Source organism: Candidatus Defluviilinea gracilis (genome assembly GCF_057138825.1).
The window spans coordinates 44,784-71,677 of record NZ_DBNHEF010000067.1 but is presented as its reverse complement, the minus strand read 5'-3'; the positions used below and the strand labels follow the sequence as shown (position 1 = coordinate 71,677).

The following is a 26,894-nucleotide window of genomic DNA, read 5'->3' as shown; positions in this document are numbered from 1 at the left end:
AGGCAAAGGAGGAGCGCCATGACTTCCACCGAGAGAAAAACAAATACGCGCAATTTCCCTGTCTTGCAGAGAATTCTGGTGAGGCTGGGCTGGCTGGCGGTAGTGATGACATCCATTGTGTACAGCGTCAATGGATCGTATCAACAACTGTCGGTTGAACAATTGGATATTGAGAAGTGGGTATATGTCTATCTCAATTTCGGTTCGTTCGTGGTCGGCGTGATCGCGGCGGCGATCATTTTCTGGCGCAAGCCAATGGATCGACTCGCCGTGATCGTATCCCTCATGCTCGTTACGTGGACCAGCACCAGTACCGGGTTCGATCTCTGGTCATCCATGAACCTGACCGGCGATGAATTGATCAACTGGTTCATCGCTTATTTTCTTAGCACGGGTTATACGCTGTTATTGTCCATCCTGTTGCTCTATGTGTTGTTGACCTTCCCCAATGGACAATGGACGCCCGGCTGGACGCGCTGGTTTTTCACGCTCAGCCTGCTTGGGATGTTGGTACTGCCCGTTTACCTGTGCGTGATGATCTTCCTCGCTTCAGGATTATCGGATGCGATACGGATCTTCCTCCTCGATACCCTGCCCGCGCTGTTCCGCCTGGGGGTATTGGGATTGGGCGTATTGGCGCAGGTCTACCGCTTATTCGTGACGAAAGACCCGCTTCAACGCCAGCAATTGAAGTGGATCGCCCTCTCGCTGGTCGGCATGACCTTTTTCTACATCCTGTATTGGTTGAAGTATCAGATTTTCGGATACGTCGCCGGCTCCATCGTTGACCTGACCCTGTTCTTCCTGACGCTTTTCTTCACCTACGGTTTTATCGTCACCTTTGCGATCTCCGCGCTTCGTTATCACATCTGGGATATAGACATTGTCATCAATCGCACATTGGTCTATAGCGCTCACACCGCCATTATGGGATCGTTGGGCATCACCGGCGCCATTTTGTTCGAACTGTACGCAAAGCAATACCTGAGCGCCGAGTCGCCTTTCTTCGGGTTGTTAGCGATCTTCCCTGTGGCGCTTCTGTTCGTTCCTTTGCGCGACGGCTTGCAAAATTTTGTGGACCGTCGTTTCAAGCCTGAGGAGATCGATTTCAGCGGCACCATCGTGGAGTTCGCCCCGGAGGCGCAGTTGATGTTGTCTTCCACTGACATTTTGAAGATCCTCGCCCGGCAGGTGAAAGAACAATTGGACTTGACCGGGGTCGACATTTTCCTCAAACACGAAAGCGGAACCTTGTTCCTGACCGAGCCGCTACCCCAGGAGGGAGAGTTGCCATCGATCACTCTTGTGGAGAAAGATCGCCTCTTGCTTGACAGGGGAGAGGTTGTCATTCCCGCGGACGCGTCTCATTACTCGTTATACCTGCCGCTCACCCTGAAACGCGCCTCCAAGCCTGAGTTCCTCGGCGTGATGGCGTTCGGTAAACGCGAGAACGGAGTTGGGTATTCCTCGTCCGTGATTCGGAGCCTGCAAAAATTCGGCGCGGAGGCTGGCAAAGTGCTGTACGTCGCCAAACTGCGCGAAAGCACGGGCCGCAACATCATGGAACGCCTTGCCTCTATCGAGAGAGGTCTGGCGAGCTTGAAGACGAACCCGACGTAGATTGTTTGTAGATTACCTCTTTTATAGGTCAAAAAGTTTTACCGCTTGTGAAAGCGGACGTTAGAGAACGTCCGCTACACAAATAATAATTTCGCGTAGGGTGCGCTCTCTAGCGCGCCTTAGCAAGAGGTTTTATAAAAAGAGACTCGCCCAAAAGCGAGTCTCTTTTACGAAGTACGCAATACGCAGTAGGAACTACTTCACCAAATTCCTCAACACCGTATGGAGAATACCCCCGTTGCGATAATAATTCACCTCTACATCAGTGTTCAGCAGAGCGGTGACTTGGAATTCGACCACTGATCCATCGGCTTTGGTTGCCTTCGCCGTCAACACTGCTTTCGGTGAGATGTTGTTCAAGCCTGCGATGTCGAATACTTCATCGCCTTTCAAGCCAAGCGACTCAGCAGTCTGCCCATCCATGAACTTCAACGGCAGTACGCCCATGCCGACCAAATTCGAGCGATGGATGCGTTCGAACGATTCGGCGATGACCGCTTTCACGCCTTGCAGCATCGGACCTTTCGCCGCCCAGTCGCGGCTGGAGCCGGAGCCGTATTCTTTCCCGGCAAGGATGATGCTTGGCACGCCTTCGCTCTGGTATTTCATCGCCGCATCGAAAATGGACATGACCTCACCCGAGGTGTGATGCTTCGTCCAGTTGCCTTCCTTTGGCGCAACCAAAAGATTCTTGAGGCGGATATTCGCAAACGTGCCGCGCGCCATCACGAGATCGTTGCCGCGCCGCGAGCCATACGAGTTGAAGTATTGCGGAGCCACATCGCGTTCCTGTAAATATTTCCCGGCGGGCGAATCGACCGCGATGTTACCGGCAGGGGAGATGTGATCGGTGGTGATCGAGTCGCCGAACATGCCCAGCACTCGCGCGCCTTTGATATCTTTCACCTCGCTGGCGTCGAGAGCCAAGGTTTGGAAATACGGCGGATGATGAATGTACGTGGAGTTCTCGTCCCACTCATACAGATCGCCGCCGGTCACTTTGATATCCTTCCACATGTCCGAGCCGCTGAACACATCGGAATATTTGTCCCTGAACATTTCCGCGCGCACGCTCGACGACGCGACATCGTTGATCTCTTTTTGCGAGGGCCACAGATCTTTGAGATACACCGGCGCGCCATCGGAGCCTGTGCCAAGCGGTTCTTTATCGAGGTCAATGTCAACTGTCCCTGCCAAAGCGTATGCGACGACAAGCGGCGGACTGGCTAGGAAGTTTGCCTTCACCAGCGAGTGGATTCTCCCCTCGAAGTTTCGATTCCCAGAAAGCACCGCCGCCGCTACAAGATCGGACCCTGTGACTGCCTTCGCCACCTCGGCCGGTAACGGACCTGAATTGCCGATGCAGGTGGTGCATCCGTAAGCGATGACGTTGAACCCGAGTTTGGCGAGCGGATCGAGCAGGTCGGCTTGCTTCAAATATTCGGTCACCACGCGAGAACCGGGCGCGAGCGAGGTCTTCACATACGGCTTGACGTTGAGTCCCTTTTCGACGGCTTTCTTTGCGAGCAATCCTGCCGCCACTAACACAGACGGGTTGCTTGTGTTCGTGCAAGACGTGATCGCCGCGATGACCACCGCGCCATGCTTCATCTTCATCGAGCCGCCGTTCGTTCCGTAGGTGGCTTCGGCGTTCAGGGCTTCGGGCTTCAATTCGAATCCGCGCTCTTTGACCGGCGCGCTCAAGATTTTACTGAACGTCTCTTTCAACTCGACCATCGGGATGCGATCCTGGGGACGTTTGGGTCCAGCCAGCGATGGCACAACAGCCCCAAGGTCCAGTTCGAGCGTGTCGGTGAATTCGGGTTCATGCATGGACGCATCATGGAAGAGTCCTTGCGCGCGCGCGTAGGCTTCCGTCAACGCGATGGTTTCTTCGGAGCGGCCCGTCAGCCGCATGTAGCGAAGAGTCTCTTTGTCCACCGGGAAATAGCCGATGGTCGCGCCGTATTCGGGAGCCATGTTGCCGATGGTCGCGCGGTCGGGGAGCGACATGGTTTCAAGCCCGGGTCCGTAGAACTCGACGAATTTATCCACCACGCCTTTTTTGCGGAGCATCTGTGTGACGGTGAGGACGAGGTCGGTGGCGGTGACGCCTTCTTTGAGTTTGCCGTGCAGTTTGAAGCCGATCACATCCGGCAGGAGCATGTCCATCGGTTGACCAAGCATCACGGCTTCGGCTTCGATGCCGCCCACGCCCCAGCCGACCACGCCGAGTCCGTTGATCATCGTGGTGTGCGAATCGGTTCCAACTAATGTATCGGGGAATACGACGATTTCTTTGCCGTCTTTCTTTGTCATCACCATATCAGCCAGATATTCCAAATTGACTTGATGGACAATACCGGTCATCGGCGGCACCACACGGAAGTTTTGGAAGGCATGTTGTCCCCACTTGAGGAATTCATAGCGTTCTTTGTTGCGCAAAAATTCCATTTCGGTGTTGCGTTGCAATGCTTCCGGGGTGGCGAAGAAATCCACTTGAATGGAATGGTCAATGACGAGATCGACCGGCACAAGCGGATTGATCTTCTTCGGGTCGCCACCGAGACGCGCCACCGCCGCGCGCATGGCGGCAAGATCAACAATGGCTGGCACGCCGGTGAAATCCTGCATGATCACGCGGGCAGGCAGGAAGGGGATGCCGGGGCGGCTTCCCCCCTTTAGGGGGGACGGGAGGGGGGTCCATGCGGCGATATTTTTCACGTCTTGCTGGGTAATTTCCTTGTCGTTGCATTGACGCAGAGCCGCTTCCAACATAATGCGGATCGAAAACGGAAGCCGCTTGAGTTGGGTCAGACCCGCTTTTTCCAATGCGTCGAGGCGATAGTAGGTGTATTCCTTATTCCCCACTTTCAAAACATCGCGCGCTTTAAAGTAATCGTTCATAATGTTCTCCTTTGGTGGTCTGTATTTCCGGAGCGCCGACTTAAGTCGGCGTTACCGGTTCCACACAAACTTGCGAAGAACACAAAGGTGCGCCTTTGCCATCCTTGCTATGGTTTAGATTATAACTTCAAATCCTTTTCCAATTGCTTCACAAGTTTTGCTTTTTCGTTTTCTTCGATAAAAGACGCTTTTGCCGCCGCCACGATGCGCTGCTTCAAAGTTTTTTGCGGCATTTTCAAGTCTTCGCAGGCGGCGTAATATTCATGGCTCAAGGTGATGCGCGAAATGCTGGGGTCGTCGGTGTTGATGGTGACGTTCAAGCCCGCCTCGAGCATTTGCATGAGCGGATGTGTTTCGAGCGATTCGAAAACGCCCGACTGATAATTGCTGGTGATGCACACTTCGAATGCCGTCTGTCGTTCGCGCGCCAACGCCACAATGGAGTCATCTTCCATCACGCGCACGCCGTGACCGATCCGTTCCGCGCCGATCTCTTCGATGGCTTCGCGCACGTTGTAAGCGGGTCCCCATTCGCCCGCGTGGATGGTCACATGCAGACCGGCCTGCTTCGCCTCTTTGAATATCCCGTAAAACGGTTGCGAAGGAAAGTCCGCTTCGTTGCCTGCCAGATCGAGCGCAATCAAGCCGTCTTTCACGTGGTCTGCCGCCAGCCAGGCAACCTGTTCGGCTAATTCCGCGCTTTCGTGCCGGTTGACAGAGGCGATCAGCCGCACAGTCACGCCGTGTGTTTCCCCCGCATCCTTTGCGCTGGACAAGACCCAATCGATCACATCATGGAGGGGGAAACGTTCCGCGCGACTCAACGCAACGGGCGTGAAGCGCAATTCCATGTACTTCACATTGTCCTTCGCCGCATCTTCGACGGCTTCGCGCGTAATGCGATGGATCACGTCGGGCGAGCGATAGAACAGCCGCAGGGTGTTGAATTTGCTGAGAAAATTCTGGAAGGTGAGTTTGTCTTCTTCTTGGATCTGCACCAACGTGCTTAGTCGCAACACGTCTGCCGGGATGGTGATGCCGTGTTGCGTTGCGACGTCGAGCATGGTGTCGAGACGCAGTGAGCCTTCGAGATGACGATGCAACTCCACCTTGGGCAATGCCCGAAACGTATTCAGCGAAGCGGTGACTCGTTCGACGGCGCTCATGCGTTAGTGTCTTCGACGTCTCTTCTTTCGGTTTTCATCCCTGTTTTCCTGTTGCATCTCCATTGCGGGAGCGTCCGACGCTTCCAGCGCGGCGATTTCAACCGGGCGGGGTTGATAAGCAAACACGCGCCCGATCACCAGCCCGCGAATATCTTCGATCAGTTGCGCGAACATTTCCGACGCGCGTCCTTTGTATTGTACCAGCGGGTCGCGTTGGGCGTAAGCCTCCATGCCGATCGAGACCCTCAAGGCTTCGATGCGCGTCAAATAATCCACCCACAGTTCAGTCGTAGCGCTGAGCAGTAATTGCCGATGGACTTCATTGAGCACGTACTTGCCGATGGATTCGATCAACGCCTCGCGATCAGACTCAGGGATGCCTGATACGGCTTCGTTCAGCCGCCCCTCCCCAAACGCCTGTTTGGCGGGGATGCCGAAATCGCCCAGTTTTTGCGCGTTCGCGGCGATACGAGTATATTCGCGTTCGCCCCATGCGGCGCGCAAGGCGGTCTCGGCTTCTTCGAGGTGCGTCAGCACATCTTCGGTGATCGTTTCGGCTTCCTGTCTTTCGAGTAATTGGGCGATGAGGAAGACATAATTGAAACGAGGGAACACTTGCTTCACCTGCCGGTGTTTCTGGTCGTAGCCGGTGCGCGATTCTTGCGACAGAGAAATTAGAAGTTTAAGCGTCGTTGTTTCGTTAATGGTGGAAGGCATCAAGGTGTCGATATCGCGCGCGATCTGGCTGTTCAGGCGTTCACGCCTGCGCTCGAGGGCGGCTTGCGCGGCATCGATGAGTTCGTCGGCGATGTTGTCCCAGTTGGAGACTTCGAACCGTTCGCCGAGCGATTCGCCCGTCCGTTTGGCGGCGGTATTGACAACCCGCGCCACAGTGTTGGCGATCAACTGCCCCTCCACCATTTTGCGGATCGTGTCTTTTGCGTCTGCCGGGTCCTCGCCCAGCGCGCGCATTTGTTCATTGTTGAGTCGCAATTGCATACCGACAAGGCTGTTGATCTCTTCGAGCATCTTTTGCGGGCGCAAACGGTCCGCGTCTTCGCGGTCTCGCAAGCCTTCGAAGTATGCGTCCAGGGTGTCTTCGCGGCTGGCAAGTTGCGATTGCAAAGACTGTTCCGCGTTGTCGATGAGGTGTTCGATGGCGCGTTGATGATGGACGTTCTCGGCTTCGATGGCGCGGGAGATTAAGTCTAAGGTCGAATGTCGAAGATCGTCGGTGGCGGACAACTCTCGAAGAAGCAGAGACAAGCCGAAACTGGGGAAGAGGCGGTCGCCGGTCATGAAGGCGGGTTGCACTTGTTCGAGCCAAGCCATCAACTTCCAGGGTCCCTCTTCGTCAGCCAATCCGATTTCGACGCGTTGCTTCACTTCGGTCTCGAGCAGGGTGGCGATATCGTCGCTCAGGTCTTCTTTTTCGAAGATGCGATCGCGTTGATGGTAGATCTGTTCGCGTTGTTTGTTGAGCACGTCGTCGTATTCGAGCAGGTGTTTGCGCACGTCGAAGTTCGCGCCTTCGATGCGGTGTTGCGATTGTTCGATCAGTTTGCTGACCATGCCCACTTCGAGGGGAAGCGATTCGTCCACGCGCAGGCGATCCATGATGGCGCTGGTTTGCGCGCCGCCCTGAATGCGCATGAGATCGTCTTGCAGCGAGAGATAGAAGCGCGAGGAGCCGGGGTCGCCCTGGCGCGCGGCGCGACCGCGCAACTGGTTGTCGATCCGCCGCGCGTCGTGGCGTTCGGTGCCGATCACGTGCAAGCCGCCGAGATTTTTCACGCGTTCCATGTCTTCGAAGTATTGCAGGAAATGTTTGACCTCGGCTTCGTAAATTCCAAAGATGGAAGGGTCGCTGTGTTGCAGGGCAACGCGGCGTTCTTCCAACGACATGTCGAAGGGGTTCTCGTAGCCCGCTTTGCGCAAGACGCGGTTGGCGGCTGAGATCACCTCTTCGGCGATCTCGCCGCCGAGTTTGATGTCCACGCCGCGCCCCGCCATGTTGGTGGCGATGGTCACGGCGCCGAACGCGCCCGCGCCGGCGATGACCTGCGACTCTTCGGTGTGTTTGCGCGCATTAAGCACCTGATGAGGAATGCCGCCCTGTAACACCGACTTCAGTCGGTTGCTATCCGACGAATCCAATCGCAACACATCAAGCAGGATGTTGATGTTCGACGGGTCCTCGGGGTTGATGTTCGTCACGCCGAGGGGCTGGATGAATTTCCGCAGGGCATCGGCTGTGATTTTTTCGATGGGATCGTTGAGGAATTGCAATTCAGGGATGGCGAACTCGCCTTGTTCGCGATTGTTCGCCTTCAACCACGCTTCGCGCGCCAGGGCGATCTGCATCAACCGTCGGACAGGTTCCGCTTTAAGCCGCGACGAAAGCCGCTCGGAAGATTCCACCGAGGTGGTGCCGACTAAGAGCGGGCGTCCGCGCGCGTGTTCGCGAATGGCTTCGAGAACGATGGCGCGAAGTTTTGCCTCGAGCGTTTTGTAGATGACATCGGGATAATCTTTGCGACGGAAGAAGAGCGGCTCTTCCTGGGTATCGTCGCGCTTCGAAAAGTAGGAATACGAATAGCCGCCGTCGTCCTTTGTTTTAATTTCGATGAGCGGCGCGTCTTTTCCGAAGGCTTGATATTCGAGGTTCGGCGGGATCGGCGCAACTTCCAATTCGTAAATCTTGCTGAACTCTTCGGCTTCGGTGAGCGCGGTGCCGGTCATGCCGCCGAGTTTCTTGTACATGCGGAAATAATTTTGCAGGGTAACTGTGGCATAGGTCACATTTTCAGGCTCGATCTTCAGGCCCTCTTTGGCTTCCACGGCTTGATGCAACCCGTCGCTCCAGCGCCGACCGGGCATTTGCCGCCCGGTGTTTTCGTCCACGATCACAACCTTGCCGCCCTGCACGAGATACTCCTTGTTGCGATGGAACAAAAATTGCGCGCGCATGGCTTGTTCGAGATAGCCAAGCAACCGCGCTTGCTCGGGAGAAATATCTTCGGGTCGGTCGGGATCGGTCAGTGTTTGCCCGAGCAGTTGCTCCACATGCGCCAGCCCCGATTCGGTCAACGGCGCGTTGCGGTCTTTCTCGTTGACCTCATAATCATCGGGCTTCAGTTGACGAACGACCTGCGCCATCTTCCCGTACCATTCCAGGTTTCCCGAAGCGGGACCGGAGATGATCAATGGCGTGCGCGCTTCGTCGATCAGCACATTGTCCACTTCATCGACAATGGCGAAATAATGTCCGCGCTGGACGCGGTCGCTCAGGCGCATGGTCATATTGTCGCGCAGGTAATCAAACCCAAATTCCGAGTTTGTGCCGTAGGTGATATCCGCTTCATACGCGAGGCGGCGCTCCACCAACTGTAATTGATGCTGGTCTTCATGCGTCGATTCGCGCTCCAGGTCGACGAGCAATGCTTTTTTCCCGTTTTCGGTTGCCGCCGCCATTTGCAACACGCCCACCGAAAGCCCAAGCATGGAATAGATCGGAGCCATCCAACGCGCATCGCGCCGCGCGAGGTAATCATTCACGGTGATGAGGTGAACGCCCTTGCCAAGCAGAGCGTTGAGATAGATCGGCAATGTGGCAACGAGCGTTTTCCCCTCGCCTGTGCGCATTTCAGCGATCGAGCCGCGATGCAGGGCAACCCCGCCGATCAATTGCACATCGTAGTGACGCAAACCGATGGTCCGCTTGGAGGCTTCGCGCACTGCCGCAAACGCCTCGGGTAGGATGTCTTCCAGCGCGTCTTGCCCAGCCTCGAACTGCTCCCGCTCCGTCAGCCCATCCGCCTCTCCGAGGCTTTGCGCGATCCGCTCTTTGAACTCGTCGGTTTTGGCGCGCAGGGCGTCGTCGCTCAACGCTTCGAATTGCGCTTCGAGCAAATTGATCTCGTTTGCGATTCCGCTATATTGTTCGATGGTCTTGCGATTGGGGTCGCCCCCAAATAGTTTTACGAAACTTTTCAGCATTAGGTTACCTTTACGGACGGGAATTATACTGCTTCCTGCGGCGGGTTATCGTAGCACGCGAGTATTAGCGAAATATAAAAAGACACGAGCGTTTTCGTGTCTCTCTACTGTGGGGTTTCAAGGGAATCGTTTTTCTTTGCTGGCGCGGGTCGCGTCAGCTGGGTCGATCGCCGCCGTTCCCGTGGCTGTTCCGCATGCTTATCCATGCGGCCGAACACCCCAGTTCCAAACAAATTTTTACGACTTGTTTCCTGAATTCGACGCGACGAGCGTTAAACAAGCGGGGCGGATAACCCGCTTCAGATACTTTCAGCCTTGCAAAAATTCGAGCGATCTCGGCGTCTCTGGTTTCGAGGCTCATTTACAGTTCCTCGAGTTGCAAACCAAGCGCTTTTCTCAATTTTGCGATCCCCCGGTTTTGAATCACCTTGATGTTGTTGACTTCTTTTCCAACGATATCCGCAGTTTCTTTCAGGCTGAAGTCTTCCAGGAACCGCAGGATGATGACGTGCCGCTGGTCGTCGGTGAGTTCCGAGTTCATGGCTGAGATCAACGCTTCCATCATAACGCGCTCTTCGATCTGGGTCTGGGTGGGGGTGAGTTGCCCTCTGTCGAGCCGGTCTACGGCAACTTCCAGCGGGGCGGTATGCTGGTTATCGCGCGACCGGTCCACCACGAGGTGATACGCGGTCTGATAAAGGTAGGAACGCAAGTTCGTGCGCGGACCTTTCCCCGCGGCGAATTGCTCGAGCAGTTGAGCGAAAACATCGCCGACGATATTGTCCGCTTGAATTGGGTCGTGACATAAACGGAGCGTGTATTTGTAAATGGCAGGGGCATATTGGTCGAAGATGGCGGTGAGCGCTTCTTCGTCCAATTTTTGGGCGGCTTTGAGCAGGGAAACAACGTCGTTCATGAGAACACATCCGCGGTTTCCCGGGTCTTCAGCGGAGAAACAAAAGATAACGACAGGTTAAATGGGATCATAAATCCGTTTCAAATCTTAATCCTATTATAAACCCGTACTCCTGTCTAGTGAACCACTTTACAAATTCCTCATAGTACTGATGGCGCCATGTATATTTCGGATGGGCGTTCCGCCCTGTCGTAAGAAACCTCGCAACTCCGAGTCTAATCAATGTCAGGCTTGATATAATCGCGCAAGGAGTTGCCCATGTTTTCATTTGAAGGACCCGATCGGCGCAAGGAAGAGGAACGCATCAAACAAGAAGGGCGTCTTCCGCCTGGTCAGGCGCTCACGTTCAAATTTCCTGTCTTGCATTACGGACCTGTGCCGCGCTTCAACGCCGCCACATGGGACTTCCATGTCTGGGGCGAAGTGGAAGAGGAAAAACGCTGGACGTGGGATGAGTTTAACAAATTGCCGCGCGCCAAAATTCAAATGGACATTCACTGCGTGACGCGCTGGAGTAAGTTCGATACCGTGTGGGAGGGCGTCTCGATCAAATCTCTGGTAGATCAGGGATTCATCAAGATCAAGCCGACCGCCACCCACCTCATGCAACACGCGGAATACGGGTTCACGGTCAACATCCCCTTGGAAGTCGCTTTGCAGGATAATTTTTTACTCGCCACCCACCTGAACAGCGAGCCGATCTCGCCCGATCATGGCTATCCCTTGCGCGGCGTGGTGGGTTTCCTCCCCGGACGGGAGGAGATGGAAACGCCGTATTTCTGGAAAGGCGCAAAATGGCTCCGCTCGCTGGAGTTCATGCCGCGCGATCGCCGCGGGTTTTGGGAACAGGCGGGTTACCACAATCGCGCAGATGTTTGGAAGGAAGAGCGGTTTGGGTGAAATGATAGGAGATGGCGCGGCAGTCCAATTGCCGCGCCATTCACAAAAAGATTGCGCGGCAGTTCAACTGCCGCGCAATCTTTTTATCTAGGGCGTGTTCCCAAAACTACCGGAACGTCCACAGATTTTCCATCGCGGAGAACAGTGAGGATGATCGTATCGCCGGGGGATTTGTTCGTGATGAGATAACTCAATAAATCGTCAAAAGTGATGACGGGGTTGCCGTCTAACGCGATGATGAGGTCGCCGCCGGCGTTCAAACCGGGGATGTTGGTCGGCGAATCGCCCGCGCGGATGCCAGCCTGGTCGGCAGGTCCGCCAGCCACCACGCCGACAACGTACGCGCCGGTGAATTGTGACAGCCCCAGCGCCTCCACCTCGTCCAAGCCCAAATCGCTGTTCGATGAAATCCCAAGGTAAGGATATTCAAATTTCCCATCGCGGATCAAGGCGGGCGCGACGCGCTTGACCAGATTGATCGAAATCGCAAAGGCAACCCCTGAATTCACGGCATTGCCGGTCACCTCGTTGACATTATCTGTGCGGATGGATTGATTCACGCCGATCACTTCGCCATTGAGGTTGAACAGCGGACCGCCCGAATTGCCGGGGTTGATCGCCGCGTCGGTTTGGATGATATCGGCGGTGCTGAAAAATCCGCCGTCGGGGGCGGCGTGCGCGGGTTGGGTGCGCCCAAGCCCGGAAATGATTCCCTGGGTCATCGTGCCGTTCAAGCCGAAGGGATTGCCAATGGCAACCACGGGCTGACCAACCAAAAGCGCGTCCGAATCGCCGATGGGGAGGGGATGGAGTTCCTCGCCGGGCGCGTTGACTTTGATGACAGCCACATCCGCATCCACATCGAAGCCGATGACGGTTCCGATGGCTTTATAGCCGGAGGAGAAGGCGATCTCGGCGGTGGAGACCCCGTCGATCACATGCTGGTTGGTGACGATGTGTCCTGCGCTATCGAACACAAAACCGGAGCCCATGCCTGTGGCGGTGCGAATGGCGACCACGCCGGGGATGACCTGTTGGTACAACGATGCCAGCGAGCCGTCCAAGGGGATGGGGTTGGAGGAGACCGGCACAAGCGTGGATGCGGCCGGCGCGGGCGAATCGGGCGCGGCTGGGGGAAGAGGCGAGAGACCCGGGAGTTGGCACGCCATAGCCGCGAGTGTCAGAATCAAAAATGCGAATAGAGGTCGTTTCATTTTGTCCCTTTCTATGTTGACGGGGATTGGAATCGGAAGGATGGTACTGCCCTGTGGTTAAGTCTAACTGAATGGAGGTTAACGAGAACGAAGGATGCGCAACGTTAGAATTTGATCTTTGAAATTTCTTCGAGTAATTCGCGTTGTTTGGGGTTCAGGTATTTGGGGATTTGAACTTTCAAGCGAACATACAGGTCGCCTTTGGCGGCATGATTTTTCAAATGAGGCATTCCCCGCCCAGCCAGGCGAAAGACCTGCTCAGGTTGCGTGCCGGCGGGAATGTTGAGTTTGATCTTGCCTTCGAACGTTTCCACATCGGCATCGCCGCCGAGCATGGCGGTGAACACGCTGGTTGTCGCTGTGGCGTGCAAGTCGTCCCCGCGGCGTTCGAAGCGTTTATCTTCCTGAACATCCACGATCAAGTACAAATCCATCCCGTTGGGACCTGCTCCCGCCACGCGGACTTTCGAGCCGGTGCGCACGCCCGCCGGGATGCGGACCTGTTTTTTTCTGCTATCCGAATCGATCAGGCGTGTTGCGCCTTTGTACGCCTCTTCAAGTGTGATCTCCAGTTCCTGTTGGTAACCCTGGGTTTGCGCGCGCGGCGATTGTCTTCCGCCCATCCCAAAAATGGTTTGGAAGAAATCGGAGAAGCCTCCGCCGCTCCCGCCGAACAGATCGTTGAGATCATCTACATTGACGCGCGTGCCGCCGTATTGACCCCAATTGAAATCACCCGGCGTTCCGCCGCCTCTCTGCCATTGCGAATAATCGGAGCCGAGCCTGTCGTACGTCGAACGTTTTTTAGAATCGCCCAACACTTCATACGCTTCATTGATCTCTTTGAAGCGTTCTTCGGCTTTTTTATCGTTCGGGTTGTAATCGGGGTGATGCTGTTTCGCCAGTTTGCGATACGCTTTGCGGATGTCGTCGTCGCTGGCTTTGCGCTCCACGCCGAGAATTTTGTAGTAGTCTTTGTAATCCATGGTTGTATTTTTACACCGCGCCGAATGTAAGTCAAGCATCCGTTCGGATGTTTAACAGAACTCTAATTCAGATTTGGACGATGGACGATAGATAGCGGACAATGGTTGATGGTCTATTGTCCATCGTCTATCGTCTATCGTCCGACTCTCGCCTCTTTCGCAGGGACGGCTGATTCAGCCTAGTCAAGTTTTTTCACCAGATAGAGTTCTCCCCGCTCAAACCCGCGACCGAGATAATATCCCCGCGTGCCAACCGCAGAGATGACCGCCATGCGTTTGTATCCGTTTGCGATTGCGATTCGTTCCGCCTCTTCGAGCAAGCGAGTCCCCAGCCCAACGTGTTGCGCCGCGCCATCCTTCTCCGCGCCGACGGGAAGAGACTGTCCATACACATGCACTTCACGGATCAATGCCGCGCCTTCCAAATCGTTGATCTCAGTTTGCGGAGAACTTTCTTTCGGCAAAGACAATCTCACAAATCCCGCGATCTTATCGTCAGGCGTAACATACGAGATGAAATGCTCCTCCGCCGCGCCTGCTGGATAGACGAGATCATCCAGTCTCAGCGACTCGACATCCACCGACTTGCTTTTCACCTCGCGGCATCTCACGCATTGACATTTCGTCCCGCGCCGTTTCAACTCATCCTGAACATCCTGCCGTAAACTAGTTCTGCGATTCCCTTCCACTACATTTGTAGATGGAATGTCTCGAATGACGCGGTTGACGCGGCAATAACGCGGGATGGTCGGTTTGATGTCCGCGATCAAGTCAATCAACTCTTGCGTGGTGTATGGCGTGAACTCGCCGCGTTGCCAGTATTCATACAACTCAGCGTTTGCAAGCAACTGATTCGGGTAGATTTTTATTTCATCGGGACAGAAATCGTTCCACAACTTCGCAAAATCTTCGCGGTCCGATTCGGGAGTCGCGCCGTGCAAGTTGGGCATCCAATGCAACACGATCTTGAATCCCGCCGCGCGGAGCAGGGCAGTGGCTTCACGCGTGCGCTGTACGTCGTGTCCGCGCTTGTTCATTTCAAGGATGCGGTCGTCGAAACTCTGCGCGCCCATCTGAACCTTCGTCACGCCGAGGTGACGCAGCCAGCGGATTTCATCGGGGTTGATCTCGTTCGGTCGCGTCTCGATGACCAGCCCCACGTTGCGGTGGTTTGCAGTTTCATTGATGGAATGGGAATTCTCTAATTCTCTAATCTCTAATCTCTGCTCCTCCATCGGATATTCGTCAGGAGCGACGGCATTCATCGCGTCAAAACATCGCTTGACGAACCACTCCTGATAATCCCGCTTATACGATGACCACGTGCCGCCGAGGATCAATAATTCAATTTTGTCGGTGGGATGTCCCAACGCCTGCAACTGTGTGATGCGCGACTTCACTTGCGCGTACGGATCGAATTGATGTTCCACCGCCCGCATCGCGCCGGGTTCATCAGGCAGATACGATTTCGGCATCCGCGCATCGGTGGGGCAGAAGATACATTTCGCGGGGCAGGGATACGGCTTCGTCAACACCGTCACCGTCGTCACGCCCGAAAGCGTGCGCATCGGCTTCATGCGGAGTCGTTCGAGCAGGCGCGTGTCCGCGTCCATTTCGCCGGACGCGACGAGTTCATTGTACAACGTCACCAGCATGGACTTGTTGAGATACCCGCTCCCATCCGCGAGGGGATGACTTCGCAGGGTCTTCGTCACATCGCTCCCGCGCTGAATCTCCTCCAGCACGAAACGCGCCAGTTCTCTCTTATCGGGGGTGAGCAAATGAGTTGCTCGCCATAATTCACGTCGTTCGATATTCATAATTATTTTTAGGGAGCACACACGTGTTTACCTGTTTACGTGTCTACTTGTTTACGTACCTACCGATCCACTTTCCTTCGCTCCATGGACGAAACATCCACGTGAAATTCGCTCTGCAGTTTCGAAAAATCCTTGTGCTTGAACATGTCGGTGTGAAGACCACACTCCACTTTGCCGCGTCCCTGCCAACGGCCCGCGCGTTCATCGTCATTCAAGCCGATCGCAACCGTGCATGGCGAGCATCCCACGCTCCGATACCCTTTTTCAAGTAATGGATGCGATGGAAGGCGATGTTCTTCCATATACTTTTTCACATCCGCCTTCGTCCAATTCAAGAGCGGATTAATTTTCAGCAGTCCATCTTCCTGTAATTCCAGAATCTTCGCCTGAGCGCGGATGGCGGTTTGGTCGCGGCGGATGCCGCTGATCCATGCCAGCATATCTTTGATGCCTCTTTGCATGGGTTGAACTTTGTGAATGAAGCAACACAAGTTTGGGTCCTCGAGCGGCAGGGTGCGGACCTGTCCTCGCACGAACACATCCCAGCGCGCGTCGCGATACAAGTCCAACACATTCAGTTTCCATTCGGAGGCGAGTTTTTCGCGGAAGGTCAACGTCTCCCAAAAGTGATAGCCCGTATCGAGAAAGTAAACCAGGATATCGCGCTTGGCTTGCGAGACCATATGCAACAGGGGAACCGATTGTGTTTGGAACGAAGAACTGAGCGCAACCTGGGGCCAGAACGCATCCACCGCCCAGTCGATGATCTCTTGCGGCGCGCGCGACTCAAACTCTTCAGAAAGTTTTTCGATCTCCAACGGCGTAAACATGGCGGCATTATACCCGCTTACAACCCGTTATAATCTTCGCATGGATTCAGCCACCGCCGCGCGCTTGATTCAACTCAACAAGGATTTTTACACTCGCTTCGGCGATTCGTTTTCCGCCACCCGCCATCGGATTCAACCCGGCGCGCGTCGAGTGCTTGAAACGCTGAAAGGGGACGAATCTATTTTGGATCTGGGATGCGGCAACGGAGAATTCGCCCGCGAACTGGCGAAGCGCGGACACCGCGGCGCGTATCTCGGCGCCGACTTCAGCCTGCCCCTCCTGCGTGAGGCGGAGTCTCAGCCTGAGGGATTCTCTGCCAGGTTCGTGGAAGTTGATCTTACGGAGTTATCAGTGAACAGTAATCAGTTAGCAGTGACTGATCACTGGTCACTGATCACTGCCTTTGCTGTTTTACATCATATCCCCTCGATCGAACTGCGGCTAAACATCCTCCGAACTGTTCGTCAACTTCTCAAGCCTGATGGATTGTTTATCCATTCCAACTGGCAGTTCCTCAACAGCGAAAAGCTGAAAGGGAGGATCAAGGCTTGGGAGGGCGTATCAGTTACCCAGTCCGAAGTGGATGCGGGCGATTATCTGCTCGACTGGCGGAGCGGGGGAGAGGGTCTGCGTTACGTCCATCACTTCAGCGAATCGGAGTTGGGAGAGTTGGCAGACGCGGCGGGCTTTCGGGTGGTGGAAACATTCTCATCCGATGGCGAAACGGGGAATTTGGGGTTGTATCAGGTGTGGAAGATTTCTGTGTAACGCAAGATTTATCTTGCGCGTGCTTGTTCCCCTTTGCCGCGTAAGCGCAAAGTGAACTTTGCGGCACAATGTAAGAATCTTCATCTTTGCCATATCTAACAAATGTTCTAATTTGACCGTCCCGCAGGTTTTTGGCATAAATTTGATTGCGGAGTGAAACCTGCGGGACGTTACCTACGGAGAATGCTATGGCGCTCGAAATTCTTGAACGGATCGAAACCAGCCTGGTCGAAAAGCGGCAAGCGGTGACGGAGTTCCTTGAAACGGCTTCGGATGCCGAGAGGGAGGTCTGCCTGTATGAGGACGATCATTGCGTGCAGGATCATTTGCATGTGATCGAATCAAGCCTCGAGAAGTTTGAAAACCACACGCTCGGGGTGTGCGAAATTTGTCATGGCTACGTGGAGCCGAGCCGACTCGCGATGGATTACACCGCGTCTATTTGCTTGGACCATTATTCCGAAGCCGAGATGCGGCGGCTGGAATCGGAGTTGGAGTTGTCGCAGATCGTCCAGCGCGCGTTGTTGCCCCAAAACGCGCCGGTCATCTCAGGCGTGGAAGTCGCCGCGTTCAGCCGTCCTGCCGATATCATCGGCGGCGATTATTTCGACTTTTTCCATTTCCGCGACGGCGCTCATGGGTTGGTGATCGCCGACGTGAGCGGGCACGGCGTTTCGGCAGGGATGCTGATGAGCAGTTTGCAAACCGCCCTGCGGACGATGGCTCCCGACACCGATTCGCCCGCCGAGATATTGGAACGCATCAATCGCTTTTACATCCACAACGTCAACTTCACTACGTTCGTCACGGTCTTTCTCGCGCGCTTCGATCCTGTCAGCCTTGAGTTGACGTACGTGAACGCCGGACATAATCCGCCGGCAGTTCATCGCGGCGGGAGCAATGAAATCCTTTGGTTGAAACCAACCGCGCCCGCGATCGGCTTGGCGGAATTTTTCCGTCCGCGCATTGAATCGGTGAAGCTTTCAAAAGGCGATTCGCTTCTGCTCTACACCGACGGCGTGACCGAAGTTGTGGACACGACTGGAAATGAGCAATTTGGCCATAGCCGCCTTGCCGACCTGCTTGCGCAACACGCGCATTTGGCTGCGCCTGATATTCTTCAAACTGTATATCGAGGAGCAAGCGCGTTTGGAAATCACAGATCGCTGGCAGACGATGTGACGATGGTGGCTTTGAAGGTTTCGAGTTAACATAAAGAACTCGGAGGTCTGGTAGACCTCCGAGTTCTTTATGTGATGATATGATTTGGGTTGGCAATGTACTGCCACCAGTTATGGCTGATCCCGTTTCGACGCCCCAGCGTTTTGGGGAAGTGACTCATCCACCACAGGTGGTGTTTGCGCGTGTCGCCGGAGCCCCAGTCGGCGGCGGTGACTTGACGAGTGATCCCCTTGAAGTTGGGGAAGTTGTAGAGCCAGTCATCGCATTCGCTGACGACAACCGAGGGGTTATTCCAATCGTAGTCGCTGGCGCTGTTCGGCGCGAAGTGAACGTTGCCCAGCGCGGCTTGTCCTTTATGAGTGCGGTCATAGCGGATGAAACGCTTCCAGTAATTTTCCTCCCCCTTGATATCTTCAAAAACCTTCTGCATGATGGATTCGGCGCGGTGACCCATATTCTCCAGCATTTCACCCACGCCGCGCTCGTAGGAAAACCCCATAATGACGAAGCGTCGTTTGGAGGCTTCGGTGTTCTGAAGCGGAGGCGCGTTGCACCAAAATGCGCCGGGTCCGCCCATGATGGATTCGTAAAAGCCCGCATCGGGAAAGTTGAAGATCCACACTTCGTCAATTTCATCGCGCGCCACGCGCTTCAAGATGTCAAATTGTTTGATGATGGCGTGATAATCCGCCTCTTGTGGCATGTAGGGCGGCATGGCGCCGCGCCGCACATCGAGGTAGGTTTCCGCGTCGTACACGTAGCCATCCACTTTGGCGGGGAAGGCGTCCACGTCGATGCGTTGGGTGATCTGGTAGCGGAGGAGTTCGCCGCTGGCTTGCAGGATATCAGACATAAATCCTACGGCGAGGTCTTCGACCTTATTCCAGCGCATTTGTTCCGACAATTTTTTGCCGGTCGCTTGATCTACCACCGGGTCGTAGACGATGACCAGGGTGCGGAGGATCGTCTGAATGGGCGGCTCGGTCGAGGAGTCTGAAGCAGGCATCGCTGGGGCGGGAGGCGATTTTCGTCGGAAGAGGGAAAAGGGACTCATGTCGGAAGTCTACGTTTGCAAAGAAGCGGTTTACAAATCTACAAATCTACTTATCTACTTATCTGCTGATCTACTTATCTACTTTCTTCTTGCCTCACGGCAAATTCGTTGCAAAATATACCTGGTTGCCGATCGAGAAGTACAACACGTAGTTCGGGCTGACCGCCATGGCGCCCACCGCGCCGGGTTGGAAGGGGTTGGCGTCTCCGGCGAAGCCGGTCAGTTGGTTTTGCAGTTCGATCGAGCGCGGTGTGAAGCGGAATACTTTTTGGTTTTCAGAATCCAGCAGGAGCATAATGACATTGGGAGGCGAGGTGAGGAGCATTTGCGTGAAGTGCGCTTGCGCGAAAATGTTGATATCTTGATGCGCGGGGTAGGAGTCAAGGAAGTTGATCGGGTCGATACATTTGGTTTGCGTTTCGGTGATGCGGCTAAACGTGCATGTGGAGAGGTGCCCATCGGCGTGGAGCAGGTACAGATCGTCTCCGCTCACTGCCAGGTCGATTGCCGAGTCTATGGTGTTGGGGATCTGGTTGCCGAAATAGAAATACGGCGTGTCGGTGAAGGTGCTATCTTTGCCGGCAAAAACCCACACCGAGCGCGAGGTGGCGTCGAGCACGTACAAATTTCCGTTATCGAGGGCGAACGAGGTGATGCGCCCCCAATTGGTGTTTGGCAGGGAGGGGAGTGGAATTGCCTGCGGCACTTGCCCGGGCGAGCAATACAATAGATTTCCGTTGGCGTCGATGCCAAGCACGGTCGCGTTGACGAGGTTGACCTTGGGCAGGGCAAGCACATCCACAAGCGTGCCCACTTGATAACCGGCGTACGTACCGGGTTCACACCTGAAAGTCAAATCTAATTCAAGGCTTCGTCCGGTGAATGTGGCGTGCAGAATCTTCCCGTTTTCAGCGTCGAGCATGTACAGGTCGCTTTCGCTTGCCGCCATGCGGCTGATCTGCGCGACGCCGGTCAACCCGTTCGTAAAGGCTGGGACGAATTCAAGTCGCTGGACGCCCATGATCGTATCCAGGTTGTTTTGCGCTTCGGCTTGCAACAAATTCGATTCATCGGTTTCACGGTAACTTTCGGCTTTGTCGATCGAGGCGGCGACATTTTCCCACGCCATGCGCTGGCGGATCGGGTCTGTTTCGCTGACGGCTTGCGCGCGCGCATTGAGCGCCTGCTTGTAATATTCGTCATATTGCACGCTTTGACCGAAGCGCAAATAGACGACCACCGCCATCGTGCCGACTAACAGCGGGACGATCAGCGCGATGAAGATTTGGATGTGCTGAGGCACGAACGACATTTGTTGTTGCGCCGCTTCTCCCGCAGGGACATCTGTATTCTCACCCCCGGGCAATAGCCGCGGGAGGAAGCGCGCGAAGAACGACTTCACGCCCTCGTTTGCCCGCCGCGCGATCTGAATTCCGCCGACCATCACTTTCGCTATTTGCCGCGTCGCTTCGGCGTGGGCATTGGCGTTGGTCTCCGCTTTGGAACGCTCGAACAACCCGCCGAATAACGGTGTTGGGGTTTGCTCGATGATCTCTTCTATTTCTTCCCGCTCATCGATTGCGTCAATGTTTTCTTCTTTGGCGATAGATTCGACAATCCCGGCTGGCTCAACGTTAACCGGCTCCGGCATGGGTTCGTCGGGTTTGCGCCGTGGAATGGAAGATGGAAATCCGCGCGGGACGTCGGATGCGACTGGCGGCGGGAGGGGTGGAAGGTCTTCCAGCGGTTGCGGAGGGATGGCATACGCCGAAGGTTGAAGCATGTGCGCGCCGAAGTCTGCTAGGCGGTCGAGTTCCTCTTCGGTAATGACCGGGCGTTCTTCCGCGAGAGGATGATCGTTGAGTTGAGAATCGACGCTTGAAGATTGGTTGTTTTTCGTCGACGGCGGTTCGTTGTGTAGATCTACTTGAAAACTTTGCGGCGATTCAATGAGGATATCATCAACGACCTCCTTCTTGCGCGCTTCCTCATTCTCCTGCAGTTCAAAAGGTTGGGGATGCGAATCCGTTTCAGGAGGCGAGGCAGATTCACTTGCGGAGGGAGACGGCATACCCACATCTGCGCGCAGGATGGTGATGACGCCCGTTCCCGTTTTCGGGTGAACGAGAGCCGCGTTCAAGTCGCCTTTGGCAAACGTTAACTTGCGGTATGCCGCATCCAGCGACGAGAGCGGGCGCTCGCCTAACAGGTCGTCTTCCCAGTCTCTTGGGAATTTTCCGCACAACACAAGCAGATCGTTGTGATGCAGATCGACTTGCGCAAGATACGCTTGAATATTCTGACTCGACCCCAAGCCTTTGCCCGAAAGCGACGGTTCGTAGATGTGACGCGATCGTCCCTCGCTGACGCATACCGCGCGCGCAGGTCCGTTAAGCAAAAGCGTGCATTTCTCCTCGCGCGCAACCGCAATGACCAGGACCGCGTTGGCGTATTTCCCCTGCCCGCTTGTGGCAAAGTTGCGCTCGAGCATCGCCGCGTTGAGACTCTCTGCGGCTTTGCGCATGGCGCTGGTTTGCGCGCCGGGCGATTGATAGAACGCCGTCGCCGCTTGATGATGGAGCGCGTCGATTTCTTCGATCGAATACTCCGCAGTGCCCGAAAATGCGAGGTAGAGGATCAGGCTGTCTTTTTCGCGCCCGCGCGCCACGCGCCTCGGCGGCGTAAAATCGCGCAAGCCCGGCAAGCTCGCAAAGTTTTGACCGTTATGTCTGTGAATCGGGAGGATGTTGAGGTCGAAAGTTGTCACGGCGTAAGAATGTTCGGAAGATGGCTATCATTATACTGGTAAAATTTGGACAAATGCTGAAGGCGGAAGGACGAAGGATGAATTTTAAGTTACACGCGGGCTTTTCTGAAATTGAATCACAAACATGGAACGCGCTTGTCGAACAGAGCATCGCCGACACCCCGTTCTCGCGTTACGAATATCTCAGCGAATGGTGGAAGACCCTCGGCGGCGGCGAGTGGAAGCAAGCCGAATTGATTCTCGTCTCCGCCACAGAAAACGATCAACTCATCGGCATCGCCCCGCTCTTCATCGCTGACTATGAAAATCAACGCGCGCTTCTCCTCATCGGAAGCATCGAAGTTTCCGATTATTTGGATTTGATCGTGCGCAAAGGGGATCTGCCGCGCTTCCTTTCCGGCCTGCTGGACTTTCTCGCTTCACCCCACGGGGAGGCTTGGTCCGTCCTAGACTGGTACAACCTCCCCGACGATTCTCCCACCCTCGCCGCTCTCCAAGCGGAATCCGAATCACGCGGCTGGACGCATCATCAAGAAGTGTATCGTCCCACCCCGCGCATCGCATTGAACGGCTCCTTCGATGAATATCTCGAGGGCATTGACAAAAAGCAACGCCACGAGATGCGCCGCAAGATGCGCCGCGCCGCCGAAAGCGGACGCGTCAACTTTTATATTGTAGATAAAAACGCCGACATCGAACCTGAACTGGACTCATTCTTTCGTCTCATGGTGCAAGACCCCAACAAAGCGACCTTCCTGCATCCCGCCATGCGCGAACACATGACCGCCACCCTCCGCGCCGCGCACAATGGCGGATATCTCTGGCTCGCCTTCCTTGAAGTGGACGGCGTCAAAGCCGCATCCACTCTTTGCTTCGATTACAAGAATAAACTGTGGGGTTATAACTCCGGCGTGAGTTTCGACTTCAAAGAAGTGTCCCCCGGCTGGGTCATCATGGCATACGATATTCAATGGTGTTGCGACAACGGTCGCTACGAATTCGATTTCATGCGCGGCGATGAGGAATATAAATATCGGATGGGCGGCGTGAATCGATTCGTGATGAGGGCGAGGGCGGTCAGGTAAGCTGAATGGTTTTTGATCGGAACAAATCCTGAATTACGAACCCGCATAACGCGAACCCAAGCAGGGTAAATGGCATCTGCCATGCCATGGGGAAAAGAAACGTGTGAATGTACGAGGTGGGTTTGAAGATGATGTACCATGACAGCGGCGCAAGAATCGAGTACCAGGTTGTGATGATCAGCGCCATTCCTGTGGTTGAGAAACCCTTGTGAAGTGTTGTTTTGCGCTTGTACAAATACACCAGAGTGAACACTGCGAACACCGCGATCAATTGCCAGTAGACAATAGATGTGTTCCCAACAGAAAACGCTTGAGAGTTTAGATACTTCCCGATCACTTCCAAATGACTCGCCTTGAGGCTTTCGGCATACTGGCCGCGAAATTCATCGGGGTTTCCCGCCGCGCGCCGAATGAATGTATCTCTAACGTAATAGATTCCGCTCTTAAGACTCCTATCTGCCACAGTGATTTGTAAAATGAGCGTTCCGAGTCCAGCTATTGTTGCCAGCGTAAGACTGATGCCGAGCATAGTTGCTCGTTGGAGAAACGGTTTCAATTTCCATTTGTCTCGAATTGCGAAATAGACGAACGGCACGGTTGCCATGATCAACGCGGTTGTAATGATCTCGAACCCCGTGAATAGGATCTTGACCCAGATAGTGATGAAGACGACAAAATAAATTTTGAACGCGGGGTAATTATTCTTTTTTGAAGCGTCAGCCAGCAGACACATTCCGCATACGAATGGCAGGAAAAACGACCATAGATTCCAATAGAGACTGCCCGCTGGCAGGATCATCCACTGGGAAATGGCGGAAAAGATCAGCATCAAAATTGCCGCCATCCAACCGAACTCGACTGCAATTGCCGCGGCGATCAACGCGAGAACAACCGAAGAGATAAATGCAACTGTCCCTCTGAAGATTGCTAGATTAGTAGAAGCGGGGAAATTTGTCAGGCTATCAAACAGACCAAAAATAATTCCCTGAAACCCCGGATGAGATTTGTAAACCAAATACGATTGAATCGGCTGACCCGTCTCATATACTTCATATTGGAGATTCGCGATCTCTGCCCCGAATACCCACCCGTCTGGCGCATCAAGCAAGCCCAACAAGCCACCCGCCGAAAATAATCCATCCTGTTGCGATTTAGCCAATCGCGCGACAACTACGCGTTCAGAGGTCGTCTGCCAGCCGCGATAGTTGTATTCATGAACCATACCCCACCCATCGCCGTTGAAACTGGGAAAAAGGAAAAGTGTCCCGCCCAGCAAGAAAAATAGAAAAATGAGTTTATTGCTTATCATTCCCCATCCATTATATCGTGATGAATTAACTTATCCCTGATCCGAATTCGATTTCATGCTGTGATGAAGAATGCAAATATCGCATGGGCATGTGAATCGGTTTGTAATGAAGGCGGTCAAGCTAAAATTTCAATTTGAAAGTGTTTGGATCAAAGGCTTCGAAAATGCCTGCCTGGACCAGAAATCCAATTAAAAGAAGCATTCCGCATAACACGATGGAAATCCCCAAAAGAATCAATAAAATCATTCCGCTGGCTGGCGCGCTTTTGTTCAACACAGATTCTTGATGGTCTTCGGGGTTGTAATAGACAGTTACCCGCTCGTGTAATGGATATTTTTTGATGATCGACTTGGTATGGAGCAGCGACCCCGCATAAGGAGGATCGCCAATTTGAATTCTGGTTGACTCGTATTCAACGAGATTAACCTTATACCGATAACGAATAGCGGGGAAGTACATTGTCTCCTCCTCTCTTTTAACCTCGTTGATCCCCGAATCGATAATTTCTCCTGTAGTTTCGAGCCACTCCGCTCTTCCTTTCGCTTTCAAAAGTATGTTGCCGGTAAACACAAGGATACCTCCCCCGATCAAGAGGGTGAAGAGGGCGACAAGTAATTGACTAAAGTCCATGTTGCCTCCAAATAAATATCCGATAGTGATGAGCAATTGAAACAACGAATGGCAATGTAAGGATTACCCTACGATTCTTACACGATATTATCCTCCGCCGCTCACGCCTCCCACAATTCCACCCTCCGTCAACCTACGCAAATCACTCAACGCCGACTCGATCTCCTCAGGCTTCACAGGTCTATCCTCGTCGCGGTGTTTCAATGTGCCAGCCTTCGCTTTCTCGATAGCGAGTTCTTTGATCGAAGCATTCAACGACATCGCCTCTTTCACCAATGCCGCGCCTTGTGAATACCCGATGATGGGATTCAACGCGGTGACGATGATCGCGTTCTTCGCCAGCCAGCCCTCCGCTTTTTCACGGTTGGCGGTCACGCCTTTCACCGCGCGTTCGGTGAACGCGTTCACCGAGCCGATGACCACTTGCATCATCTCGAATAAATTGTGCGCGATGATCGGCATCATCACATTCAATTCGAGTTGTCCCGCCTGCGCCGCCATCGCCACGGTCGTGTCGCATCCCACCACATGGAACATCGCCTGATCCAACATCTCAGCCAGCACGGGATTCACTTTCCCCGGCATGATGGACGAACCCGGCTGAACGGCGGGTAATCTGATTTCATCGAACCCGGTTGAAGGTCCAGAGGATAAGAGGCGGAAGTCGTTGGCGATGCGGATCAAAGTCAAGGCGAGTGTCCGCAGGGACGATGAAAAGTCCGCCGCGTCCGCCATCGATTGCATGGATTCAAATAAATTATCGGATGTCTGCAACTCAAGCCCGGTGATCTCGGATAATTTCTTCACCATGCGCGCGTGATACTCGGGATGAGCGTTCAACCCGGATCCGACGGCTGTGCCGCCAATCCCCAGCCTGCGCAACCCCTCGGCAGACCGGCGCACCCGTTCCGCGTCGCGTTCGATGGCTTTGGCATAAGCGGAAAATTCCTGACCCAATCTCACCGGCACGGCATCCTGCAAATGCGTGCGACCCGATTTGACGACCGAATCAAACTCCTTCGCCTTCGCCTCCAACGCGGACTGTAAATTTTTCAACGCAGTCAACAATTCATCCACGCGCCACAACGCGCCCAATCGAATCGACGTGGGGATCGTATCGTTCGTGGACTGCGCCATGTTGACATGATCGTTCGGATGAACATAATACTTTCCAAGCTCGCCGCCGAGGATCTGCGTGGCGCGATTTGCAATGACCTCATTCGCGTTCATGTTATGACTCGTCCCCGCGCCCGCCTGAAATGGTTCGACGACGAATTGCGAATCCCATTTGCCGCCCATCACTTCGGTAGCGGCTTGCGCGACAGAGTCTGCCAACTGTTTCGCGGTGAACTTTTTTCCGTCCACTTCGCGGTCGTTGAATAATCCAAGTTCGAAATTCACCAACGCCGCCGCGCGTTTGACCGCCGCGATAGACCAGATGAACGCCCGCCACGGGCGCAGTCCGCTGATGGGGAAGTTCTCCACCGCGCGTTGGGTTTGCACGCCGTAGAGCGCGTCGGCTGGGACATTGAGTTCACCGAGCGAATCTTTTTCTTTGCGAAAATTGTTTGAAGACATTGTTAACCGCCAAATGAGATTTTTATCTATTTTACACCAATAGGTTCTTGACGCAGTTGTACTGCGTCAATGTAGGCGACAGTTCGATTTGCGAAGCAAATCGAACTGTCGCCTGAACTTTCGTGAAGTACTGATACTTTTCCTAGTACAATTACCCCATT

The 26,894-nt window shown here is 54.3% G+C and carries 18 protein-coding genes; 5 read left to right on the top strand and 13 right to left on the bottom strand.

The annotated features are described in order from the left end of the window. Positions 1 to 18 precede the first annotated feature (18 nt). A complete protein-coding gene (locus AC16KF_RS10555; RefSeq protein ID WP_484037278.1) occupies positions 19 to 1,620 on the top strand; it encodes a hypothetical protein in 1,602 nt (533 codons plus the stop codon). 195 nt (positions 1,621 to 1,815) lie between these two features. Here AC16KF_RS10555 and acnA read toward each other — a convergent pair whose 3' ends face one another. The 4 genes from acnA to AC16KF_RS10535 form a co-directional block, all read right to left on the bottom strand. After that, positions 1,816 to 4,527, bottom strand: coding sequence for an aconitate hydratase AcnA (acnA, locus tag AC16KF_RS10550; protein ID WP_484037277.1), 2,712 nt, complete (start codon positions 4,525 to 4,527; stop codon positions 1,816 to 1,818). Positions 4,528 to 4,646: 119 nt separating this feature from the next. Then, a complete protein-coding gene (add, locus tag AC16KF_RS10545; RefSeq protein ID WP_484037276.1) occupies positions 4,647 to 5,693 on the bottom strand; it encodes an adenosine deaminase in 1,047 nt (348 codons plus the stop codon). 3 nt (positions 5,694 to 5,696) lie between these two features. Continuing rightward, entirely contained in the window at positions 5,697 to 9,692 is a 3,996-nt protein-coding gene (locus AC16KF_RS10540; protein WP_484037275.1) for a preprotein translocase subunit SecA, read from the bottom strand. Between the two features lie 361 nt (positions 9,693 to 10,053). Next, positions 10,054 to 10,608 carry an RNA polymerase sigma factor gene (locus tag AC16KF_RS10535; protein ID WP_484037274.1) on the bottom strand — a complete coding sequence of 185 codons (555 nt, stop codon included), beginning with the start codon at positions 10,606 to 10,608 and terminating at the stop codon, positions 10,054 to 10,056. A 258-nt stretch (positions 10,609 to 10,866) separates the two neighbouring features. Here AC16KF_RS10535 and AC16KF_RS10530 point away from each other — a divergent pair, with 258 nt between their 5' ends. Next, on the top strand, positions 10,867 to 11,508 hold the full coding sequence (locus tag AC16KF_RS10530) for a molybdopterin-dependent oxidoreductase (protein ID WP_484037273.1): 642 nt from the start codon (positions 10,867 to 10,869) through the stop codon (positions 11,506 to 11,508). Positions 11,509 to 11,591: 83 nt separating this feature from the next. Here the strand turns inward: AC16KF_RS10530 and AC16KF_RS10525 are convergent, their stop codons facing one another. The 4 genes from AC16KF_RS10525 to AC16KF_RS10510 form a co-directional block, all read right to left on the bottom strand. Further along, positions 11,592 to 12,722, bottom strand: a complete 1,131-nt coding sequence (locus tag AC16KF_RS10525) for a S1C family serine protease (RefSeq protein WP_484037272.1) — start codon at positions 12,720 to 12,722, stop codon at positions 11,592 to 11,594. A 104-nt stretch (positions 12,723 to 12,826) separates the two neighbouring features. Next, complete coding sequence (locus AC16KF_RS10520) at positions 12,827 to 13,708, bottom strand: DnaJ C-terminal domain-containing protein (RefSeq protein ID WP_484037271.1); 882 nt, start codon at positions 13,706 to 13,708, stop codon at positions 12,827 to 12,829. A 179-nt stretch (positions 13,709 to 13,887) separates the two neighbouring features. Next, positions 13,888 to 15,528, bottom strand: a complete 1,641-nt coding sequence (locus tag AC16KF_RS10515) for an elongator complex protein 3 (RefSeq protein WP_484037270.1) — start codon at positions 15,526 to 15,528, stop codon at positions 13,888 to 13,890. Between the two features lie 59 nt (positions 15,529 to 15,587). Next, a complete protein-coding gene (locus tag AC16KF_RS10510) occupies positions 15,588 to 16,358 on the bottom strand; it encodes a phosphoadenylyl-sulfate reductase (protein WP_484037269.1) in 771 nt (256 codons plus the stop codon). Between AC16KF_RS10510 and AC16KF_RS10505 the strand changes: the two genes are divergently transcribed. Then, a complete protein-coding gene (locus tag AC16KF_RS10505; RefSeq protein ID WP_484037268.1) occupies positions 16,357 to 17,127 on the top strand; it encodes a class I SAM-dependent methyltransferase in 771 nt (256 codons plus the stop codon). The genes AC16KF_RS10510 and AC16KF_RS10505 overlap by 2 nt on opposite strands. 188 nt (positions 17,128 to 17,315) lie before the next feature. Continuing rightward, entirely contained in the window at positions 17,316 to 18,338 is a 1,023-nt protein-coding gene (locus AC16KF_RS10500; protein ID WP_484037267.1) for a PP2C family protein-serine/threonine phosphatase, read from the top strand. Positions 18,339 to 18,376: 38 nt separating this feature from the next. Here the strand turns inward: AC16KF_RS10500 and AC16KF_RS10495 are convergent, their stop codons facing one another. Further along, complete coding sequence (locus tag AC16KF_RS10495; protein WP_484037266.1) at positions 18,377 to 19,363, bottom strand: hypothetical protein; 987 nt, start codon at positions 19,361 to 19,363, stop codon at positions 18,377 to 18,379. A 94-nt stretch (positions 19,364 to 19,457) separates the two neighbouring features. Next, complete coding sequence (locus AC16KF_RS10490; RefSeq protein WP_484037265.1) at positions 19,458 to 22,130, bottom strand: hypothetical protein; 2,673 nt, start codon at positions 22,128 to 22,130, stop codon at positions 19,458 to 19,460. Between the two features lie 77 nt (positions 22,131 to 22,207). Between AC16KF_RS10490 and AC16KF_RS10485 the strand changes: the two genes are divergently transcribed. Beyond that, the gene (locus tag AC16KF_RS10485; RefSeq protein WP_484037264.1) at positions 22,208 to 23,215 is read left to right on the top strand and encodes a GNAT family N-acetyltransferase; all 1,008 of its coding nucleotides are present in this window, start codon (positions 22,208 to 22,210) and stop codon (positions 23,213 to 23,215) included. On the opposite strand, the gene AC16KF_RS10480 is transcribed toward AC16KF_RS10485, so the two are convergent. The 3 genes from AC16KF_RS10480 to AC16KF_RS10470 form a co-directional block, all read right to left on the bottom strand. Beyond that, a complete protein-coding gene (locus AC16KF_RS10480; RefSeq protein ID WP_484037263.1) occupies positions 23,208 to 24,524 on the bottom strand; it encodes a hypothetical protein in 1,317 nt (438 codons plus the stop codon). The two genes, AC16KF_RS10485 and AC16KF_RS10480, sit on opposite strands and share 8 nt — an antisense overlap. A 121-nt stretch (positions 24,525 to 24,645) precedes the next feature. Then, on the bottom strand, positions 24,646 to 25,155 hold the full coding sequence (locus AC16KF_RS10475; RefSeq protein WP_484037262.1) for a DUF3592 domain-containing protein: 510 nt from the start codon (positions 25,153 to 25,155) through the stop codon (positions 24,646 to 24,648). 87 nt (positions 25,156 to 25,242) lie between these two features. Continuing rightward, positions 25,243 to 26,733 carry an aspartate ammonia-lyase gene (locus tag AC16KF_RS10470; RefSeq protein ID WP_484037261.1) on the bottom strand — a complete coding sequence of 497 codons (1,491 nt, stop codon included), beginning with the start codon at positions 26,731 to 26,733 and terminating at the stop codon, positions 25,243 to 25,245. Positions 26,734 to 26,894: the final 161 nt, after the last annotated feature.

Excerpts from the sequence above, each read along its gene's own strand:
- AC16KF_RS10555 (WP_484037278.1), top strand. The coding sequence starts at position 19 with ATGACTTCCACCGAGAGAAAAACAAATACGCGCAATTTCCCTGTCTTG.
- acnA (WP_484037277.1), bottom strand. The coding sequence starts at position 4,527 with ATGAACGATTACTTTAAAGCGCGCGATGTTTTGAAAGTGGGGAATAAG.
- add (WP_484037276.1), bottom strand. The coding sequence starts at position 5,693 with ATGAGCGCCGTCGAACGAGTCACCGCTTCGCTGAATACGTTTCGGGCA.
- AC16KF_RS10540 (WP_484037275.1), bottom strand. The coding sequence starts at position 9,692 with ATGCTGAAAAGTTTCGTAAAACTATTTGGGGGCGACCCCAATCGCAAG.
- AC16KF_RS10535 (WP_484037274.1), bottom strand. The coding sequence starts at position 10,608 with ATGAACGACGTTGTTTCCCTGCTCAAAGCCGCCCAAAAATTGGACGAA.
- AC16KF_RS10530 (WP_484037273.1), top strand. The coding sequence starts at position 10,867 with ATGTTTTCATTTGAAGGACCCGATCGGCGCAAGGAAGAGGAACGCATC.
- AC16KF_RS10525 (WP_484037272.1), bottom strand. The coding sequence starts at position 12,722 with ATGAAACGACCTCTATTCGCATTTTTGATTCTGACACTCGCGGCTATG.
- AC16KF_RS10520 (WP_484037271.1), bottom strand. The coding sequence starts at position 13,708 with ATGGATTACAAAGACTACTACAAAATTCTCGGCGTGGAGCGCAAAGCC.
- AC16KF_RS10515 (WP_484037270.1), bottom strand. The coding sequence starts at position 15,528 with ATGAATATCGAACGACGTGAATTATGGCGAGCAACTCATTTGCTCACC.
- AC16KF_RS10505 (WP_484037268.1), top strand. The coding sequence starts at position 16,357 with ATGGCGGCATTATACCCGCTTACAACCCGTTATAATCTTCGCATGGAT.
- AC16KF_RS10510 (WP_484037269.1), bottom strand. The coding sequence starts at position 16,358 with ATGTTTACGCCGTTGGAGATCGAAAAACTTTCTGAAGAGTTTGAGTCG.
- AC16KF_RS10500 (WP_484037267.1), top strand. The coding sequence starts at position 17,316 with ATGGCGCTCGAAATTCTTGAACGGATCGAAACCAGCCTGGTCGAAAAG.
- AC16KF_RS10495 (WP_484037266.1), bottom strand. The coding sequence starts at position 19,363 with ATGAGTCCCTTTTCCCTCTTCCGACGAAAATCGCCTCCCGCCCCAGCG.
- AC16KF_RS10485 (WP_484037264.1), top strand. The coding sequence starts at position 22,208 with ATGAATTTTAAGTTACACGCGGGCTTTTCTGAAATTGAATCACAAACA.
- AC16KF_RS10480 (WP_484037263.1), bottom strand. The coding sequence starts at position 24,524 with ATGATAAGCAATAAACTCATTTTTCTATTTTTCTTGCTGGGCGGGACA.
- AC16KF_RS10475 (WP_484037262.1), bottom strand. The coding sequence starts at position 25,155 with ATGGACTTTAGTCAATTACTTGTCGCCCTCTTCACCCTCTTGATCGGG.
- AC16KF_RS10470 (WP_484037261.1), bottom strand. The coding sequence starts at position 26,733 with ATGTCTTCAAACAATTTTCGCAAAGAAAAAGATTCGCTCGGTGAACTC.